This is a genomic window from Daeguia caeni, from assembly GCF_042653845.1.
In the GTDB taxonomy this organism is placed as follows: domain Bacteria; phylum Pseudomonadota; class Alphaproteobacteria; order Rhizobiales; family Rhizobiaceae; genus Brucella; species Brucella caeni.
Window position 1 is genome coordinate 14334 of record NZ_JBHSEL010000124.1, and the last position, 18369, is coordinate 32702.

Consider the following 18369-nt stretch of genomic DNA (forward strand, 5'->3'; position numbering starts at 1 on the left):
TGGCTCAGTTATTGAGCTTGGCAGCGCGGATCTGTTTGTGATCCGCGCTGACGCTGATGCGGTAATGATCGGTCTGCACCACATCCAGTATCTGACTGGGCCGATAGGAAACGACATTTATGCCGCCCTTATGGCGCAGGCTGTCATAAAGAATGCCGGTTTCGCCTGCCGCGCGCATTGCCTCGCCAAATTGCTGGGCTGCTGAATGATCGCTGGAATCATAAATATCCGGCATGGCAGCGGCTTTGCCGCATATATCGACAAATTTTCCTGCAAGCCGTGCCGTATAGACGCGAAAATCGCGTTCGATTTCCTTCATGCCGGTGGCATGGGCTTCGCGGCGCATGTGGTGCGCCACTTCCACCACGGATGTCGTCAGCGAGGCGGCGGCATACCAGGCACCAAGCTCCGGTCCGTTAAACCGCATGCCGCCGGGTGCGACATGCATGAAGCTTGCCATGACAATGCTGGAATTGGCCCGGCCATAGACCCATTCGCTGCGGGGCAGACGATGCAGGCGTTCTTCCACCAGCCGGTCATTGGTCCAGCCGGCAAGTTCCATCACGGCTTCAAGGTCAGCTGCGGTCGTGACCGTATCAAACAGGCCAATTGGTGGAAAACGGGATGGAATCAGCCGGTAACTCGGCTGTGGAGCAGCTTTACGTTTCACGAGAAGATCACATCATCATCACTATAGGGCAGGAATTCGCGATCAAGCTCATTGGGTGACATATAGATTCCGCCGCGTGCTGCATCGAGAAAGCGCCGCACTGTGAGCAGTCCGTCCTGCGTGCCGCTTGTGACAAGGCGTAATGGTGGCTGTCCGGCAAAGGGCATGGCCTGATTGGGCGTGTTAAGCCAGCTTATGGCCTTTCCCTCATCAGGATAGAGTACGCCCAGCGCCTGATGAATGCCAAGCACGGCCGACAGGCGCAGCAATACATCGACATCAAGCGTGATTGCGCGATGTTCACGCACGGCCTTGATCCAGTTGTAATAGGTCGAGCGCGACGGCAGGCCGAGCACAAGGCGGCGCTGCTGTTCATCAAGCCCCCAAAGATCGGCAATGGCAAGAAATGTGCGCAGCCCCGGTGCGCTCAGCCGCCTGCGGACAGCAGGTGCAAAACGCCCGACATCCAGCATGTCTGGCCCTTTTGCGATGGTCTGTTGTCTTGCTGTCGAGGCTCGCGCCATTTTTTCCTCCTGTGTCCAGATTTAGATATAGTCTAAATTTGGACACATGCAAGAAATTGTTATGACAGACTGTTCCTGTTGACGATCAGAAGCTGAACAGGAACGGATGGTTTGATCGGCATCCGGTTTGACCGGAACAATACTGGTCAGAACATGTCGTGTCCTATTCGGCTGCGACCAGCGTCACCTTATCGTCTGTAAACGGATCATGCATGTCGCTATTGATAGGCTGCAAACTTGCAAAGCCATGACGAATATTGATCACATGTGTGTAAATGCCCTCGCCCTTGGCAAGGGTCGGTATGCGGTGCTCATGCATGATGCTGATCACGATTGCATCGGGGCAACGCGATTTGAGAGCTGCGTGGAACTGCATCTTGGCCTGCGGATCAAGCGCGCTGGTTGCCTCATCGAGAAAGATGATGTCTGGCTTGTGCAGGAGCAGCCTGGCAAGCATGAGTTTCTGCTTCTGTCCACCAGACAGGGCCATGTCCCACGGAAGATGGCTGGGCCCAAGGTCATGAATGTGTTCGATCAGTTCACCAAGGCCAGCCTCATGCAGAATGGCGGCAATTGTCACGTCCTGATGATTATCGGCATCTTCCGGCAGGCAGACAAGCTGTTTGAGCGATACGGATGGAAAGCGTGCTTCCTGCGGTACATAAAGCCTGCGTGCCTGATGCGGATAGATGATCTCGCCCGAACCATAAGGCCACAGGCCATTCAGCGCCTTGAGGAGAGAGGTCTTGCCAGTACCCGAGGCCCCGCGCATATAGGCCCAGTCGCCCGCGCGCAGATCCATGATGCCAGTGCGCAACAGCGGTGTTGTGTCCTTTGGCTGCACCAGCAGGGTAACCTTGCGGATCGACAGACCAAACTGTGGATGCTGTTGTCTGAAGGCAAAACGGCTGGTGCCGGTGCGGGCATAATAGTGGGAAGGCTCGCGCACATTTTCAATTGCCTTGGCGAGATCAATGACGCGGACGGCATTGGCCCTTAGATTAGCAATTGCTGGCATAACTTGAATGAACCAAGAACAATCATTGATCATTGCAGCAACAAGTTCTGCGCCGGTGATAAAGTTGCGGAACGAAACGGAACCACCGACATAAGTTGTAAGCCCCGGCAGATAAGCAACGATGCGGTTTGAAAGAAAACCATAGGCTTGTGAAAAGGCCAGATAGGCCGCGTCAACACGATTGAGCCGATGCCATGTCTGGTCGACATCATCATAGAGACGTTTGTTGACACGCACCTGAACCTGCTCACCTTCAGAAGCAGAAATCTGGAAACTCTGGCGCAGCAAGGTCGCCCATTCACCACGATAGGAGCCTTCGGCGCGTTGCATGCCATTGTTTAGGCGCTCAAGGCGCCGCCCCATGAAAACGGCAATCATCGTGCCGATGGGGACATAGATCACAATGGTGAGAAAGGCGATTGCCGCGGTTGCATAGGTTCCCAGAAATTCCAGTCCGCGGACTTCTGTCGACATTTCAATCAGCTTCTGGCCAATGAAAAAGGCAGAGAGCAAAACGCCGACAATGCCCATGGTCAGGCCAATTGCGCCGCCGGTCATGTTCTTGATCGATTCCTGCAGTCGCTGGTCGATATTGTCGGGCAGGGATTTGCTGTCGCCCTGTTGCAGATGGAAATGGGTGTGGTTGGCGTCAAGCAGGGCGGCGGAAAAGGTGTCATTAAGCCATTTGCGCCATTTGCGATGCAATGTGACGGAAAGGAAATGGCGGCTGCCGACCAGTGCGACATCCTTCAAAAGCATCAGCAGGACCAGAATGCCTGCATTGATGCCGATCAGTACCAGCGGATGTTCCGAGGAATGCAGATCCACATTGACGATGGAATTCATCAGACTGCCGGAGGCTTCGGCAATCCAGACCATGGATTTGCTGATGAAGGCGGTCAGCAGAAATATGGCGATGGTCAAGCCCCATGCCTCTTTCCAGCGATCGGAAATCCAGTAGGCGCGAAACAGGCCAAAGAAAGTGATCATGCCGGAAATCGGCATCACGGCAACCTCATTCGCCTTGTCAGGCGAATGTTTTCTGATCTGCCTGTTTCTGCCCATTCAAAAATCCACCATCACGAAAAATAACGAAATGTATCTTATTGCAACAAAGTGTTTTTAACACAATGTTAACAGTCAACACAAATCGCGAGCAGAATAGGAAATTGTGGATAGGCGATCTTGCAACATATTGATAATATTCATTTTTCTTTTGCGGCTTGGGCAGAATTTCGTATTCTGGTGTAGAAATGCACGCAAAATTGACGGGATCGTCACAATTTGCCTCTTATGATTGATCTGCGGGTTATTGGGATCTGACCAAAATTCTCAAGAAAACCATTAAGATCCTTCTGGTTCTCACCGCACTTCCTTTCTATATGCGGCAAGTTGCATGGGGCGTTTGTGGGCGCTTTTGATGATTGCTTGAAGATTGATCTCAGCCTTGCCGCCAATCTTCTGATGATCGTGATCTATTCCGGTTATGAAAATTCATCAGCCTTATGGATCTGGACGATCACAAGGAATGGCTGACTGGCATGGCGAAGTGGATTTCCCGGCGCTGAAGCTCAAACTTGTGGCGTCAATTGATGCGATTTCCGGCATTCACCTGCTGAAGGTCTTCATGGACACCAGCAAATATGGCTCCGAGCATATCAAGTGGATGGTGATCATCCACCTGATCTTGTGGTGACGGGCGTGCTCTGGGGACTATGGGCTGGGTCAGCAATCAGGCAAAGAATCTGAAAAATACAAGTCAGTGCAATGAAAAAAGACACCCGGAAAGTGATTTCCGGGTGTTATTCTGCCTGGTCTTCGATCGCCTGGATATCTGCATCCGACAGGCCAAAATGATGGCCAATCTCGTGAATCAGCACATGGGCGACAATATCACCCAGAGTTTCCTGATGTTCGGCCCAGTAATCCAGAATGGCGCGGCGGAACAGGGTGATCCTGTTTGGCGTGTCGCCTGTCTGCAGGCTGAATCGCTGGCCGATGCCTTGCCCCTCGAACAGCCCCATCAGGTCGAAAGGCGTATCAAGGCCCATGTCCTCGACGATCTGATCATCGGGAAAATCGGCAATCTGGATGATGAGATCGCCGCAAAGCGCACGAAATTCCTGCGGCAAGCGCGCAAGGGTTTCGATCGCGATTGATTCGATCTCGTCAAGCGAGGGCGAGAATCGTCCCGCCCAGTCGCCGCTCTGGTCTTCGCGAGCCATCTTGTCCAATCTGGTGCTAATCAACGGCTCAACCCGACTGCCTGTATAATGTGTCACTGCCGGCTTTTGAAGCCATTACGCCCATGGGCGCAGTGCTGCCTGCTTGGCTTCAAAAGCGTCGATGCTCTTTACCTTTTCCATGGTCAGGCCAATATCGTCCAGACCATTGAGCAGGCAGTGGCGCTTGAACTCATCCAGTTCAAAGGTGATCTTGCCGCCATCCGGGCCCGTGATTTCCTTGGCTTCCAGATCGATGGTCAAGGTTGCGTTCGAACCACGCGACGCATCATCCATCAGCTTTTCCAACTCTTCCGGCGTGACCTTGATCGGCAGAATACCGTTTTTGAAGCAGTTATTGTAGAAGATGTCGGCGAACGAGGTCGAGATGACGCAACGAATGCCGAAATCGAGCAATGCCCAGGGCGCATGTTCACGCGACGAGCCGCAGCCGAAATTATCACCGGCGACCAGAATCTGTGCATTGCGATAGCCTGGCTTGTTGAGAACGAAATCCGGATTTTCAGAACCGTCTTCGTTGTAACGCATTTCAGCGAACAGACCCTTGCCAAGTCCGGTGCGCTTGATCGTCTTCAGATAATCCTTCGGGATGATCATATCGGTATCGATATTGACGATCGGCAGAGGAGCGGCAACGCCCGTGAGCTTGGTGAACTTATCCATATGCAGAACCTGTCGGTTGGATGCTAGCTTTGTTGCGCTCTGATTTACATCAGCAAAACGCAGAGTCAATGTTTCTGGTGGTTTTCTGATGGGCTGGGGCAAAATAGGTCGCAATTCTCATGCCGGATACGCTTGCGCGTTTGCGCTGTTCGGTGCACAAATCGGGCATGAAACAGATCCTTCGCCCACGTCGTTCCGTTCTCTTCGTACCTGCCGCCAACCAGCGCGCACTCGAAAAGTCCGTTGGTCTTTCGCCAGATTGCGTGATTTATGATCTGGAAGATTCCGTTGCGCCGGATGCGAAAGCTTCGGCGCGTGCAGCCCTGCTTTCCCATTTCAGCGAGCATCCGTCCGTACCATTCGAGCGCGTGGTGCGCGTCAATGGTGGCGACAGCATATGGGGAGCAGATGATATTGCCACCGCTGCACGATGCGGTGCAGATGCAGTCCTTTTGCCCAAGGTTGAGAAGCCACAGGACATTATAGAAGCGGCCAAAGCGCTTGATCAGCATGATGCGGATCCCTCGGTCAGGATCTGGGCGATGATCGAAACCCCGCGGGGCATATTGAATGCGGACGAAATTGCCGCGCTGGGCTCGCGTTCTGCCGCACGCCTTGCCTGTTTCGTCGTCGGGCCAAATGATATTGCGCGCGAAACCCGCGTGCGGCCAATGGCCGGCCGTCCCTATCTGGTACCATGGCTGATGCAGATCATCCTTGCGGCAAGGGCTGGAAGGCTGACGGTGCTGGATGGCGTGTTCAATGATTTCCGCGATATGGCGGGCTTTGAAGCTGAATGCGCGCAAGGTGCGGCGATGGGTTTTGATGGCAAGACGTTGATTCACCCAAGCCAGATCGATGCAGCCAACCGCGCTTTTTCACCGTCAGAAGAGGATCTGCTTCAGGCGCGCCGGATTGTAGAAATTTTTGCCAAGCCGGAAAATGCTGATAAGGGCGTTGTCTCACTGGATGGTCAGATGGTTGAACGTCTGCATCTGGATATGGCTCGGCGTTTGCTGGCGCTGGCTGGAGAACAATAGCAAGGATGGAAGTCATGAAGCTTTATCGATTTATCACTGGCCCGGACGATGCGACTTTTTGCCATCGCGTGACGGCTGCCCTGAACAAGGGCTGGCAGCTCTATGGTTCGCCAACCTATGCCTTCAATGCGGCAACCGGCGTGATGCATTGTGGCCAGCCGGTGGTGAAGGAAGTTGAAGGCGTTGAATATACGCCCGACATCAAGCTCGGCGATTATTGATGGATGTGGCGCGCGCCTTTGGGTGCGCACTTCAGATTGATTGCAGATCCTCAATTTTTGTCAGCCTCAAAAACGACGCCGATCGTCTGGTTATGTGGCGTCGAAAACGTCTGGCCAGTCATTTGGTAGGATGGTTTTGAAGAATCAGAAGCTGGTAGCAGTATAGGTCGCTTGATCTGTGGCAGGTATGTTTTGAATACAGAAGATCTATGACAAGGAGCTTAACTGTCATAATTGACGGTGCGGAATCGTCAAGAATCTGCATTTTTCTCTAAATATGTTGAACAAACACGCTTTTATGGTGTTGACCATTCGGAAAGGCGCCCTTATGTTCCGCGCCAATCCCGGGGCGATTTGGTCGCATGGGAGCGCGTAGCTCAGCCGGTAGAGCAACTGACTTTTAATCAGTAGGTCCAGGGTTCGAATCCCTGCGCGCTCACCAATAATTTCAATGACTTGTGCCGGTAAGTCAACAATACATAAGCGGCAGTTTACAGTCAGGCGCAATAAGCAATAAGGCTGCGGATTGGGCAATTGTTTGATTCCTTGTGGTTCGGCGGGGCACCGATGGCAAGGAAGCAGTCTATGTATTGGCTCTCGAATGAAGAGCGGAAGGCAATCCAGCGGCATATGCCGACGGCGCGGTGCGCGGCGGGTGGATGACCGACGAGAGATTTCGGGCATCATGCGCATGCTGCGCTCTGGCGGACGCTGGAAGGGCTGTCCACCCGTTTACGGCCGCTGCACGACGATCTGCAATCGCTGGAACAGGCCGGGCGTATGGGAGCAGATCTTCTACGCCCTGACCGGGTTCAAGCGGTGTGTTCATCAGTTCGGTTGATTCCACCCACATCAAGGCCATCGTTTGGCGGCGGGGGTAAAAGGTGGCTTATCATCATGCCATTGACACCCTGCGCGGCGGTCGCACGACCAAAACCCATGCACTGAGCGACAATTGCGGCCGACCGCGCCTAAGATGCAGCCAGTCTGCGCGATTGGCTTGCTGGTCAGGGAACCGAGGCAGTCATTCCTCCCAATCCGACCCGAAATCCCCACGCGTATACGACCGCAGCGCCTATCGTGGTCGGAATCTCATCGAGCGGGTGTTCTGTCGGCTCAAGGATTTTCGCTGCATCGCAAGCCGATACGACAAGCACTCCGCAACTATCTCTCCCGTCAAATTCGTCGCGGCCTGCACCTGATGCGAGACGTAATGAGTCTATGCCCTGGTGAATTCGGGAATTGTTGGTTTCTCATGAGCAGTCATTTTGACTTATCAGAAAGGTCGCGTATCTGGCCCTGCTATGCTCCACGGACTGGGTATAAATTTTGCTTTTCCCTTTGGTTTTCGACATATTGGCTTGACCTTCCGGCAGTGTGGGAATCGAATGACAGCAATATGCTGGAAAGCATAATACAATGGGGAACGTCTTGTTATGACCTATAAAGTGACTTTGTCGAACACTACCTGGGTCTTTAAAAGTCTCAAAGAATTAATGGCAAAGGCAACGCCTTTACGTTCTGGCGATTTGCTTGCCGGGATCGCAGCCACTTCAGCCGAAGAAGCCGCAGCAGCACGCATCTGTCTATCCGAAGTTCCGCTCAACGCTTTCCTCAAGGAACTGCTCATTCCCTATGAGGAAGATGAAATTACCCGCCTGATCATCGACACACATGATGCGGAAGCCTTTGCACCCGTGTCGCATCTGACGGTGGGAGAATTTCGCGACTGGCTCTTGTCGGATGAAGCCACAACGGAGCGCCTTGCGCGTCTGGCACCGGGCCTGACGCCAGAAATGGTCGCGGCTGTCTCCAAGATCATGCGCAATCAGGATCTGATCCGCGTTGCCGCCAAGACGAAAGTCGTCACCCGTTTCCGCAATACGATCGGTTTGAGCGGAACGCTGGCAACGCGCCTGCAGCCAAACCATCCGACCGATGATCCACGTGGCATTCTTGCCTCGACACTGGAAGGTCTGAGCTATGGTTGCGGCGATGCGGTGATTGGTGTCAATCCGGCCTCCGATTCACCGGCGGCGGTGGCGGACATCATCCATCTTCTGGATGAGCTGATCAGCAGATACGATATTCCCACCCAATCCTGCGTGCTCACTCATGCAACAACCTCCATCAAACTGATCGAGCAGAATGTGCCGGTCGATCTGGTTTTCCAGTCTGTTGCAGGTACGGAAGCGGCCAATGCGAGCTTCGGCATTTCATTGTCGACCTTGCAGGAGGCCTACGAGGCTGGTCTTTCGCTTGGTCGCGGTACGGTCGGTCAGAATGTGATGTATTTCGAGACCGGGCAGGGTTCGGCGCTTTCGGCCAATGCACATCACGGCGTCGACCAGCAGACCTGCGAGGCGCGTGCCTATGCAACCTGCCGTCCGTTCAAGCCGCTTCTGGTGAATACGGTGGTTGGCTTTATCGGGCCGGAATACCTTTATGACGGCAAACAGATTGTCCGCGCCGGTCTGGAAGACCATTTCTGCGGCAAGCTGATGGGGCTGCCGATGGGCTGTGATATCTGCTACACCAATCATGCGGAATCCGATCAGGATGACATGGACGTTTTACTCACCCTGCTTGGCACGGCGGGCATCAATTTCATCATCACCGTGCCGGGGGCTGATGACATCATGCTGAACTATCAGTCCACTTCATATCATGATCAGCTCTATATTCGTGACCTGCTTGGCGTGAAGCGCGCGCCCGAATTCGAGGCATGGCTGCAAGGCATGGATATTTCTGACAAAAGCGGCGGGATCATTCCTTTGCGCAAGGATCACCCGTTTGTTTCCGCAATGCCGAGGTTGGTGGCATGACAGCCGATAAAACGTCTGAAATCAGGGTTTATGCACCTTCGATTGTCACGCGCGATGCGATTGAATTTTCAAAGGAAATCACGGCTGCGCGGCTGGGGCTGGGGCGTGCTGGCGCAAGCCTGCCAACGCGCGCGGTGCTGGAATTTACCCTTGATCATGCCCGTGCACGCGATGCTGTCCACATGCCGCTCGATTTTGCGGTACTCTCGGAGGACTGTGCTGGGCTGGGCCTTGAAATCGTGAAGGTTGATAGCGCTGCTTCCGACCGGCAGATCTATCTGCGGCGGCCTGACCTTGGGCGGGTTCTGTCGCAATCATCCCGCGCCATGCTTGAGGCGCATAAGCCGGAAACGGCGCCGGATGTGGTGATTGTCGTCGGCGATGGGCTTTCATCCAAGGCCGTGCAGACTGGCGCAGTAGAGCTGTTGCGGCATCTGGTGGCGCGCCTGCGTGAAATGGGCTTTTCGCTCGGCCCGCTTGTTCTGGCCTCTCAGGCGCGCGTGGCGCTTGCCGATGATATTGGTGAATTGTTGCAGGCGCGCATGTCCATCATGCTGATTGGCGAACGCCCCGGACTTTCCTCCGCTGACAGCCTTGGCGCCTATCTGACACTTGCGCCAAGGCGGCAATGTACGGATGCAGACCGCAACTGCATTTCCAATATCCGGCCGGGAGGTTTGAGTTATGAAACGGCGGCCTTCAAGCTGGGTTGGCTCACTGAAAATGCCTTCTGGCTGGGGGCAAGCGGGGTTGCGCTAAAGGATGAAAGTGACGCCGCCATTGCGCTTGGCAGTGCCAGCACAAAAGCCTTGTCGCAACCTGAATGAGAGTTGATGCCTCGCAAGCGAGGCATCAACCTTGTTGGAAACTCAGATCGCGCCGGGATAGATTCTGACTGGGCGATTATCCTTGACCGATTCCATGACCACGAAGGTCGAGGTGCTTGCCACATTGGGCAGGCTGGAAATCTTTTCGCCCAGCACTTCGCGATAGCGCCGGATGTTGGACGTGCGCACCTTCAGCAGATAGTCGAAAGAGCTTGCGATCATGTGGCACTCTTCCACCTCGCGGATCTTGCGTACGGCCGTATTGAAGGCTTCAAGCGCTGCCTCGCGCGTGTCGGACAGTTTGACTGTGGTGAAGGCAATATGATCAAGGCCGAGCTTTTCGGGATTTACTGCCGCACGAAAGCCCAGAATATAGCCCTGCTCGACCAGCCGCTTCAGCCGTGCCTGACAGGGGGTCTTGGAAAGCCCGACCTTTTTCGACAGTTCCGTTACGGGGATGCGTCCGTCATCACTCATGATTTCGAGTATACGCAGATCGAACTGATCCAGATCGCCTGAATTTTCCAGATTTTTCATCAAAATGACCTATTATAAGGCAAATAAAAGTTCGTTTTGCCTATAAATAGGAAAAAATTGGTCTGAATGGAATAGCTAACTTTGCTACTGTGCGCGAAACGCAAATGAGGGGTAAAGACTGTAGCTGCCAGCCGTCGGAAAGGCTGACCTGCATTCTGCCCGAATTTTGGAATTGGTCCCCAACCGCGCGAGCATTGCACCATGAACAATCAGAGCCCTGCCAGCACCACTCCTGTATTCCAGAATTTTGCACCGCCTATCCGCGAACAGAGCGCATTGCGTCAGGCAATCACCGCCGCCTATCGCCGTCCGGAAACAGAATGTGTGACGGCGCTGGTTGAACAGGCGACCTTGCCGGAAGAAACCCGCAAGGCCATTCGCGCGACAGCACGCAAGCTGATCGAGGCGCTGCGCGCCAAACATAAGGGCACCGGCGTTGAGGGTCTGGTGCAGGAATATTCGTTGTCAAGTCAGGAAGGCGTTGCCCTGATGTGTCTGGCCGAGGCGCTGCTGCGCATTCCGGATATGGCAACGCGCGATGCGCTTATTCGCGACAAGATCGCCCATGGTGACTGGAAGTCGCATATTGGTGGTGGCCGTTCGCTTTTCGTCAATGCGGCAACCTGGGGACTGGTTCTTACGGGCAAACTGACCAACACGGTTAATGATCGCGGTCTTTCTGCGGCACTCAGCCGCTTGATCGCGCGCGCTGGTGAGCCGGTCATCCGCCGTGGTGTGGATATGGCCATGCGCATGATGGGCGAGCAGTTTGTAACCGGCGAAACCATTGAGGAAGCGCTGAAGCGCGCCAAGCCGTTGGAAGAACGCGGCTTTCGCTATTCCTACGACATGCTGGGTGAGGCTGCGACCACGGCTGCCGATGCCGAGCGTTATTATAAAGACTATGAAATGGCGATCCATGCCATTGGCAAGGCTTCGGCCGGTCGCGGTATTTATGATGGTCCCGGCATTTCCATCAAATTGTCGGCCTTGCATCCGCGCTATTCGCGCGCACAGGCTGAACGTGTCATGGGCGAGCTTCTGCCCAAGGTCAAGGCGCTGGCGCTTCTATCCAAGCAGTACAATATCGGCCTTAATATTGATGCCGAAGAAGCCGACCGTCTGGAACTGTCGCTCGATCTGCTGCAAAGCCTGTGCGAAGATCCGGAGCTGGCTGGTTTTGACGGCATTGGCTTTGTCGTGCAGGCCTATGGCAAGCGCTGCCCGTTCGTGCTTGATTTCATCATTGATCTTGCCCGTCGTACCAATCACCGTGTGATGGTGCGTCTTGTGAAGGGGGCCTATTGGGATGCGGAAATCAAGCGCGCCCAGGTAGATGGTCTGGACGAGTTTCCGGTCTATACGCGCAAAGTCCACACCGACGTTTCCTATATTGCCTGCGCCCGCAAGCTGTTGGCCAATACGGATGTGATCTTCCCGCAATTTGCCACCCATAATGCGCAGACGCTGGCCACGATCTATCATCTGGCCGGACCGGACTTCAAAACCGGCAAATATGAATTCCAGTGTCTGCACGGCATGGGCGAGCCGCTTTATGACGAGGTTGTGGGCGCTGACAAGCTTGGCCGCCCGGCACGCATTTACGCGCCTGTTGGCACGCATGAAACCCTGCTTGCCTATCTCGTCCGTCGCTTGCTGGAAAATGGCGCAAATTCCTCCTTCGTCAACCGCATTGGCGATGCGAAAGTATCGGTCGATGAACTGATTGTCGATCCGGTCGATATTGTCCGTTCCATGGCGGTTATCGGCGCGCGGCATGACCAGATTGCGCTGCCAAAGGATCTTTATGGCAATCGCAAGAATTCGGCCGGCCTTGATCTGTCGAATGAAACCACGCTCGCCGCGCTTTCCAGGTCACTTGCAGACAGCGCTTCGCGTCATTGGACATCAGAGCCGCTGGTGGCAGGCGCCAGGGTCAAGGGGGAAAGCCGTCCGGTGCGCAATCCGGGTGACCACAGTGATGTGGTCGGTACGGTGACGGAAATCGCTGAAGCCGATGTTGCAAAGGCGATGAAGGCAGCAAAAAAGGCCGCAGCAAGCTGGGCTGCGGTTGCTCCGGCAGAGCGGGCTGCCTGCCTTGAGCGCGCCGCAGACATCATGCAGCGCGACATGCCGGAACTGATTGGCCTTGTCATGCGTGAAGCTGGCAAGTCCGCGCCAAATGCCATTGGTGAAGTGCGCGAAGCGATTGATTTTCTACGCTATTATGCGGAACAGGCACGTCGCACGCTTGGGGTTGCACACAAGCCGCTTGGCCAGATTGTCTGCATCAGCCCGTGGAATTTCCCGCTTGCCATTTTCACCGGCCAGATTGCAGCAGCGCTTGTGACTGGCAATCCGGTTCTGGCAAAGCCGGCTGAAGAAACTCCGCTCATTGCCGCGCAAGGTGTACGCATCCTGCATGAGGCCGGCATTCCGGCTGATGTCTTGCAGCTTCTGCCGGGCGATGGCCGCATTGGTGCAGCCTTGGTTGCTTCACCAGAAACTTGCGGCGTGATGTTCACCGGCTCGACGGAAGTTGCACGCATCATTCAGGGCGAGCTTGCAACGCGCCTTCTGCCCAATGGCAAGCCGATACCGCTGATTGCCGAAACGGGCGGGCAGAATGCGATGATTGTCGATTCATCAGCGCTTGCCGAACAGGTGGTTTTTGATGTGATTGCATCGGCCTTTGACAGTGCCGGACAGCGCTGTTCGGCGTTGCGCATTCTCTGCCTGCAGGAAGATGTGGCCGACCGCATTCTGACCATGCTCAAGGGCGCGCTGAAGGAGCTCAGCATTGGCCGTACGGACAGGCTGAGTGTTGATATTGGTCCGGTTATCACTGAAGAAGCCAAGGGCGTGATCGAGGCGCATGTCGACACCATGCGCAGCCTTGGCCGCAAGGTTGAGCGCCTGCCGCTTGGTGCATACACTGAAAAAGGCACATTCGTCGCGCCGACCATCATTGAGATCCAGAGCATCCATGACCTCAAGCGCGAAGTGTTTGGTCCGGTACTGCATGTACTGCGCTACAAGCGCGATGATATGGAACGTCTGATCGATGACATCAATGCCACCGGCTATGGCCTGACCTTTGGTCTGCATACACGTCTTGATGAAACCATCGCCAATGTCGCCGAGCGTATCCGGGTTGGCAATGTCTATATCAACCGCAACATCATTGGCGCCGTGGTTGGTGTGCAGCCATTCGGCGGACGTGGCCTTTCCGGTACGGGACCCAAAGCGGGTGGCCCGCTTTATCTCGGTCGCTTGGTCGAAAAGGCGCCGATTCCGCCGCGTCATGCCTCGGTTCACACCGATCCGGCGCTCAAGGATTTCGCGCGCTGGTTTGGTCAGCGTGGCATGAATGAACTGGCAAAGGCTGCTCGTGAAACCGGCAGTGCATCGGCGCTTGGTCTGGATATTGAACTGGCCGGTCCGGTTGGTGAACGCAATCTCTATGCTCTGCATCCGCGCGGTCATATCCTGCTGGTGCCGCAAACCGAAATGGGGCTTTATCGTCAGTTGACGGCCGTGCTTGCCACCGGCAATACCGCAATCATTGATGAAGAATCGGGTCTGCGCACTGTGCTGAAGGATCTGCCGGCATCGGTTGCCGCCCGCGTTGTGTGGAGCAAGGACTGGCAGGCCGATGTGCCATTTGCCGGCGCATTGATCGAGGGTGATGCTGATCGCATCATCGCAGTCAATCGCAAGATTGCGGCTCTGCCAGGGCCTCTGGTTCTGATACAGGCTGCATCCAGTGCAGAACTCGCGCAGAATCCGGATGCCTATTGTCTGAATTGGCTGTTGGAAGAAGTGTCGACTTCGATCAACACCACTGCTGCTGGCGGCAATGCCAGCCTGATGGCAATTGGCTGATCGGCATTTCTTGCAATAATCATATGATGTTCCGCAATGCTTGCGCAAAAGTTGCGGAACATCTGTTTTTGAAGCTCGATTCCATTTGCCATTGTGGGTTTGCTGCTGCGATACCAAATCATGGCTTATGAACTCGACAATCTGCCGCTTGAAGAGCTTTTTCTGCCTGTCAGCAATGCCACGGCAGCGCTGGTGCGACTGGATGAACGCATTGCGTGTTCGCCCATAGGGAACGGGCTGGTTGCCCGGCTTGATATGCGTGATGCCGTGGCGTCCATGTGGCTTGATGGCGAACTTGTGCATCTGGAAGATCTCGTCCTGCATGATGCAATGATGGATCTGCGCACGCCAAGTCATGCCCTGACGCTTGCCCATGCGGTTTTGCGCATGCGCCGCCAGATCGCCGGCCGTCCTGCCGACTGGGCTTTAAGTGCAGCGGGCATTCGCCATTTGCTGGGTCTGCAGGGAGAAGCGGCTGCGCAGGCAGAGCCAGAAGCGGGCAATCAAGACAGTCAGGCAGACGAGACAGCTCTTTATCAGGATATTGATGCACTTCTGGCGCGCACGGATGCAATCCTGAAAGGGCTTGCCGAGCCAAGGCCACGCAGGGAAATGGCGCAGCCCATGGCAGATCGCAATGATGTCTTTGTCGATGAAGATCAGGACGAAGATGCGCGGCTCAAGGAATGGATGGTCTGTTTCGAGGCAACTGCCCATCTGCCGCCCATGCTGCGCGCAGCCATCATGCACGATGCCTGGTTTACGCATGAAGTGGTGCAGCGATCGGTCTGGATTGGCCGCGTGCTGACGGCTGCCTATTTGCGTCAGTCCGGCCTTGCCGCGCATCATGTGCCAGCTTTGAGCATTGGCCTGCGCAACAAAAGACCGGATGAACGCCGTTCAGGCAGCCAGCTCGTACGGCTAAAGACCTTTCTTGCTGCGATTGAGGAAATGGCGGATGCGGCCTTGAAGGAGCATGACCGCCTGATGCTTGCGCGCGAGCAGATGAGCCGCAAGCTTAAAGGCAGGCGATCCAATTCGCGCCTGCCGCAATTGATGGAAATGACGCTGCGCTCCCCGCTGATTTCCAGCCTGATGGTGGAAAAGGAGCTGAAGGTGACACAGCAGGGCGCATTGAAACTGATTGCCGAATTGAATCTGCGCGAAATCACCGGTCGCGGGCGTTTTCGCGCCTGGGGCATCCTTTAAATTAGCCCCAGTTTTCAATCCGCAATTTCGATCCATTTGAAAAGCGCGAAATGTGGAATGCGGATGGATCGACGATCGGCTTTTCGCCGGTGACCATATCTGCAACAAGCTTGCCTGCGCCGGGGCCAATGCCAAAGCCATGGCCGGAAAAGCCGGTTGCCACAATCAGCCCCTCAACACCCGGCAGTGGCGAAATGACCGGGATCACATCCGGCATTGTGTCGATCTGGCCTGCCCATTCCTGCGCGATTGTTGCATTGGCAAAGGACGGAATGGTCTGTTTCAGGAGGGCAAGGACCTTGCAGTTTGTTGCGTGGTGCGGCTCCGGATCAAGGATGCGCACCTGTTCAAAAACCGATTTTTGGTCGGCAGGGCGCAATTTCCACTGTAGCGCCTCTTCAAAAAAGCGCTTGCCAAAACGGAAGCGCAGCGAGCGCCATTCGGTTGACAGTGATGGCAGAAAATCGCGGAAATAACGGAAACTGTCCGGCACGATGTCGGCAATCGAGCCGCCAAGGCTGGCCACCGTATAGCCGCCATCAAGACGCTTGCGCAGGGCAAAATCGGAATAAGCAATGGCCGGTTCCACGCCGCCTTCAATTGGTGCGGTACGGAATACAGATGAGCGTACTTTCAGCTGCGGCAGGTGGGCATCAAATTGCGACAGGATCAGCCGCGACCAGGCACCACCAGCAACCACTACCGCTTCGCAAGGCACACGGCCTTTTTCAGTCAGTACAGCGCTCACCCGGCCATTGGTGATTTCAACGCCGCGCACGGCGCAATTCTGCAAAATGACCGCGCCTTCTTCCTGCGCCTTGGCCGCCATTGCGGGGACTGCCATTTGTGGCTCGGCACGGCCATCAAGCGGGGTCAGCATGCCACCTGCAAGCTTGCGGGTCAGCCCCGGCGCAAGCGCTTCGGCCTGTTTGGCACTGAGCAGATGGGTTTCAATGCCGTGCTCACGCGCAATTTCGATCCATTTGGCATAGATGGCAAGCTGCTCCTCCTTTTCCGCTGCATAGGCAATGCCGGTTATGCGAAAGCCTGTTTCGCGGCCGGTGCGTTCATTCATGCCTTCCCAAAGACGCATGCTTTCAACAATCAGCGGCAGTTCGCGGCTGTCGCGGCCGGTGCGGCGGCACCAGCCCCAGTTGCGGCTCGACTGTTCGCCTGCGATTTCACCTTTTTCAAATAGGGCGACCGGAATTCTGCGCTCGGCCAGAAACAGGGCGGTTGATACGCCAATGACGCCGCCGCCAATAATGGCAATACGGGTTTGCTTTGGTAATTGATCGGCTGTTGCGACCTTGACCGTAACCGGCCCCATGTGAGCACTCCTGAAACAATAAAAGGATAGTTATGCGCATTTTGCCCGTCTTCGTGACATCAGCGCAATTGTTGCAATTTCAAGCAGTTGGTTCGCCGTAGCATGGGTTTGTCAGCTTAAGGTAATCAATCCTGACATAATCGATCCTGTTTTGGGTGGTTTTCACGCAAAAGTGAGCCTATACCCAAAGTCATTAAGATCAAGGAACGGGATTTCATGAACAGGCACAATGCGCAAAAATCCTTGTTGAATGGCATTGAACCGCTGCATGTGGAGGCGGGGGATGCCCTGCGCCTGTCTCATATTTCGCGCGCATTTGATGGCGTGCAGGCGTTGAAAGATGTTTCGCTCAATGTTACTTCCGGTGAGATTATCTGTCTTGTCGGCCATTCGGGCTGTGGCAAGACCTCGCTGTTGCGCATTATCGCCGGCATTGATGCGCCAGACAGTGGCACGTTGATGATCGGTGGCAAGATGCTGGTTGGTCCTTCGGTTTTTGTGGAGCCGGAAAAGCGTGATGTCGGGGTGGTGTTTCAGGATTATGCGCTGTTTCCGCATCTGACAGTGGCGCAAAATGTGAAATTCGGCCTGCGTGCCTTTAAAAGTGCTGACGCCAATCATCGTGTGGCGGAACTGTTGCAGCGTGTCTCGCTTGGCGACAAGGCGGATCGCTATCCGCATCAGCTGTCAGGTGGTGAGCAGCAGCGCGTTGCCCTGATCCGCGCTCTGGCGCCTAAGCCGCATGTTCTGTTGATGGATGAGCCGTTTTCAAACCTGGACCGTGGCCTGCGCGCAAGTGTCAGGCGCGAAACCATAAGCCTGCTCAGACAGTTGGGCACGACCGCCATTATCGTCACGCATGAGGCTGAAGAGGCGCTTTCCACGGGCGACCGGGTGGTGCTGATGCGCTCTGGTGAAATCGTGCAGACTGGCTCGGCGCGTGAGATCTATCAGCATCCGGTCAATCGCTATGCGGCGGAATTTTTCTGCGATTTCAATGTCATTCCCGGCAGGTTCGGACAGGATGGGGTGGAAACGCCGCTGGGTGTGTTCAAGGCAAACAAGACTGACATGTCGTCTGGTCAGGCGCTGGTCTATCTGCGGCCGGATGATTTGCATATTGTACCGGATGACGCTGTTACCCTTGGTGATATACGCGGAAAGGTTGTGTCGCGCAGCTATTTCGGACAGGGCGAGGAACTGATCCTGAAGGTCGAAGGGCTGGAAAATACGCTCAGAATCCATACGAAAATGCAGATTCCGCACGGCGTTACGCACATTTTCCTGAGAATTTCCGCTGAGAACGCACTTATATTTGCTGATTAGTCAGATTGGCACTCAACCCAAATATAGATGCATGCAATTGACCGCGGAACA

15 protein-coding genes, 1 tRNA gene and 1 pseudogene are annotated in these 18369 nt (G+C 55.0%); 10 read left to right on the forward strand and 7 right to left on the reverse strand.

Annotation, left to right across the window (positions count from 1 at the left end):
• Nucleotides 1-4 precede the first annotated feature (4 nt).
• The 3 genes from ACFO1V_RS13680 to ACFO1V_RS13690 all read right to left on the reverse strand — a co-directional run bounded on the left by ACFO1V_RS13680 (nucleotide 5) and on the right by ACFO1V_RS13690 (nucleotide 3211).
• Nucleotides 5-670, reverse strand: a complete 666-nt coding sequence (locus tag ACFO1V_RS13680) for an RES family NAD+ phosphorylase (RefSeq protein WP_374831066.1) — start codon at nucleotides 668-670, stop codon at nucleotides 5-7.
• Nucleotides 667-1194 (reverse strand): antitoxin Xre/MbcA/ParS toxin-binding domain-containing protein, encoded by a 528-nt coding sequence (locus tag ACFO1V_RS13685; RefSeq protein WP_374831068.1) that lies wholly within the window; start codon nucleotides 1192-1194, stop codon nucleotides 667-669. The genes ACFO1V_RS13680 and ACFO1V_RS13685 overlap by 4 nt, the downstream gene beginning before the upstream one ends.
• A gap of 163 nt (nucleotides 1195-1357) precedes the next feature.
• The gene (locus tag ACFO1V_RS13690) at nucleotides 1358-3211 is read right to left on the reverse strand and encodes an ABC transporter ATP-binding protein/permease (RefSeq protein WP_374831246.1); all 1854 of its coding nucleotides are present in this window, start codon (nucleotides 3209-3211) and stop codon (nucleotides 1358-1360) included.
• A gap of 529 nt (nucleotides 3212-3740) precedes the next feature.
• Between ACFO1V_RS13690 and ACFO1V_RS13695 the strand changes: the two genes are divergently transcribed.
• Nucleotides 3741-3908 carry a hypothetical protein gene (locus ACFO1V_RS13695; RefSeq protein WP_374831070.1) on the forward strand — a complete coding sequence of 56 codons (168 nt, stop codon included), beginning with the start codon at nucleotides 3741-3743 and terminating at the stop codon, nucleotides 3906-3908.
• A gap of 106 nt (nucleotides 3909-4014) precedes the next feature.
• On the opposite strand, the gene ACFO1V_RS13700 is transcribed toward ACFO1V_RS13695, so the two are convergent.
• Together ACFO1V_RS13700 and leuD are read right to left on the reverse strand one after the other, a co-directional pair.
• Complete coding sequence (locus ACFO1V_RS13700; protein ID WP_374831072.1) at nucleotides 4015-4437, reverse strand: metallopeptidase family protein; 423 nt, start codon at nucleotides 4435-4437, stop codon at nucleotides 4015-4017.
• Nucleotides 4438-4512: 75 nt separating this feature from the next.
• Nucleotides 4513-5118, reverse strand: a complete 606-nt coding sequence (gene leuD, locus ACFO1V_RS13705) for a 3-isopropylmalate dehydratase small subunit (protein WP_374831074.1) — start codon at nucleotides 5116-5118, stop codon at nucleotides 4513-4515.
• A 167-nt stretch (nucleotides 5119-5285) separates the two neighbouring features.
• Between leuD and ACFO1V_RS13710 the strand changes: the two genes are divergently transcribed.
• The 6 genes and pseudogenes from ACFO1V_RS13710 to eutC all read left to right on the forward strand — a co-directional run bounded on the left by ACFO1V_RS13710 (nucleotide 5286) and on the right by eutC (nucleotide 10031).
• Complete coding sequence (locus ACFO1V_RS13710) at nucleotides 5286-6158, forward strand: HpcH/HpaI aldolase/citrate lyase family protein (protein ID WP_374831076.1); 873 nt, start codon at nucleotides 5286-5288, stop codon at nucleotides 6156-6158.
• A gap of 14 nt (nucleotides 6159-6172) precedes the next feature.
• Nucleotides 6173-6379, forward strand: a complete 207-nt coding sequence (locus ACFO1V_RS13715; RefSeq protein WP_374831078.1) for a DUF1737 domain-containing protein — start codon at nucleotides 6173-6175, stop codon at nucleotides 6377-6379.
• Nucleotides 6380-6745: 366 nt separating this feature from the next.
• Nucleotides 6746-6821: transfer RNA gene (locus tag ACFO1V_RS13720), tRNA-Lys, on the forward strand.
• A 143-nt stretch (nucleotides 6822-6964) separates the two neighbouring features.
• Nucleotides 6965-7581: pseudogene (locus tag ACFO1V_RS13725) on the forward strand (transposase).
• Nucleotides 7582-7815: 234 nt separating this feature from the next.
• Nucleotides 7816-9204 carry an ethanolamine ammonia-lyase subunit EutB gene (locus ACFO1V_RS13730; RefSeq protein WP_374831080.1) on the forward strand — a complete coding sequence of 463 codons (1389 nt, stop codon included), beginning with the start codon at nucleotides 7816-7818 and terminating at the stop codon, nucleotides 9202-9204.
• On the forward strand, nucleotides 9201-10031 hold the full coding sequence (gene eutC / locus ACFO1V_RS13735; protein WP_374831082.1) for an ethanolamine ammonia-lyase subunit EutC: 831 nt from the start codon (nucleotides 9201-9203) through the stop codon (nucleotides 10029-10031). The genes ACFO1V_RS13730 and eutC overlap by 4 nt, the downstream gene beginning before the upstream one ends.
• A 42-nt stretch (nucleotides 10032-10073) precedes the next feature.
• On the opposite strand, the gene ACFO1V_RS13740 is transcribed toward eutC, so the two are convergent.
• Entirely contained in the window at nucleotides 10074-10568 is a 495-nt protein-coding gene (locus ACFO1V_RS13740; protein ID WP_374831084.1) for an Lrp/AsnC family transcriptional regulator, read from the reverse strand.
• Nucleotides 10569-10769: 201 nt separating this feature from the next.
• Here ACFO1V_RS13740 and putA point away from each other — a divergent pair, with 201 nt between their 5' ends.
• Together putA and ACFO1V_RS13750 are read left to right on the forward strand one after the other, a co-directional pair.
• Nucleotides 10770-14453, forward strand: coding sequence for a trifunctional transcriptional regulator/proline dehydrogenase/L-glutamate gamma-semialdehyde dehydrogenase (gene putA / locus ACFO1V_RS13745; protein ID WP_374831086.1), 3684 nt, complete (start codon nucleotides 10770-10772; stop codon nucleotides 14451-14453).
• A 120-nt stretch (nucleotides 14454-14573) separates the two neighbouring features.
• Nucleotides 14574-15662 carry an RHE_PE00001 family protein gene (locus tag ACFO1V_RS13750; protein ID WP_374831088.1) on the forward strand — a complete coding sequence of 363 codons (1089 nt, stop codon included), beginning with the start codon at nucleotides 14574-14576 and terminating at the stop codon, nucleotides 15660-15662.
• A 1-nt stretch (nucleotide 15663) separates the two neighbouring features.
• Here the strand turns inward: ACFO1V_RS13750 and ACFO1V_RS13755 are convergent, their stop codons facing one another.
• On the reverse strand, nucleotides 15664-16992 hold the full coding sequence (locus ACFO1V_RS13755; protein ID WP_374831090.1) for an NAD(P)/FAD-dependent oxidoreductase: 1329 nt from the start codon (nucleotides 16990-16992) through the stop codon (nucleotides 15664-15666).
• Between the two features lie 216 nt (nucleotides 16993-17208).
• On the opposite strand from ACFO1V_RS13755, the gene ACFO1V_RS13760 reads away from it, so the two are divergent.
• Complete coding sequence (locus ACFO1V_RS13760) at nucleotides 17209-18318, forward strand: ABC transporter ATP-binding protein (RefSeq protein WP_374831092.1); 1110 nt, start codon at nucleotides 17209-17211, stop codon at nucleotides 18316-18318.
• Nucleotides 18319-18369 lie beyond the last annotated feature (51 nt).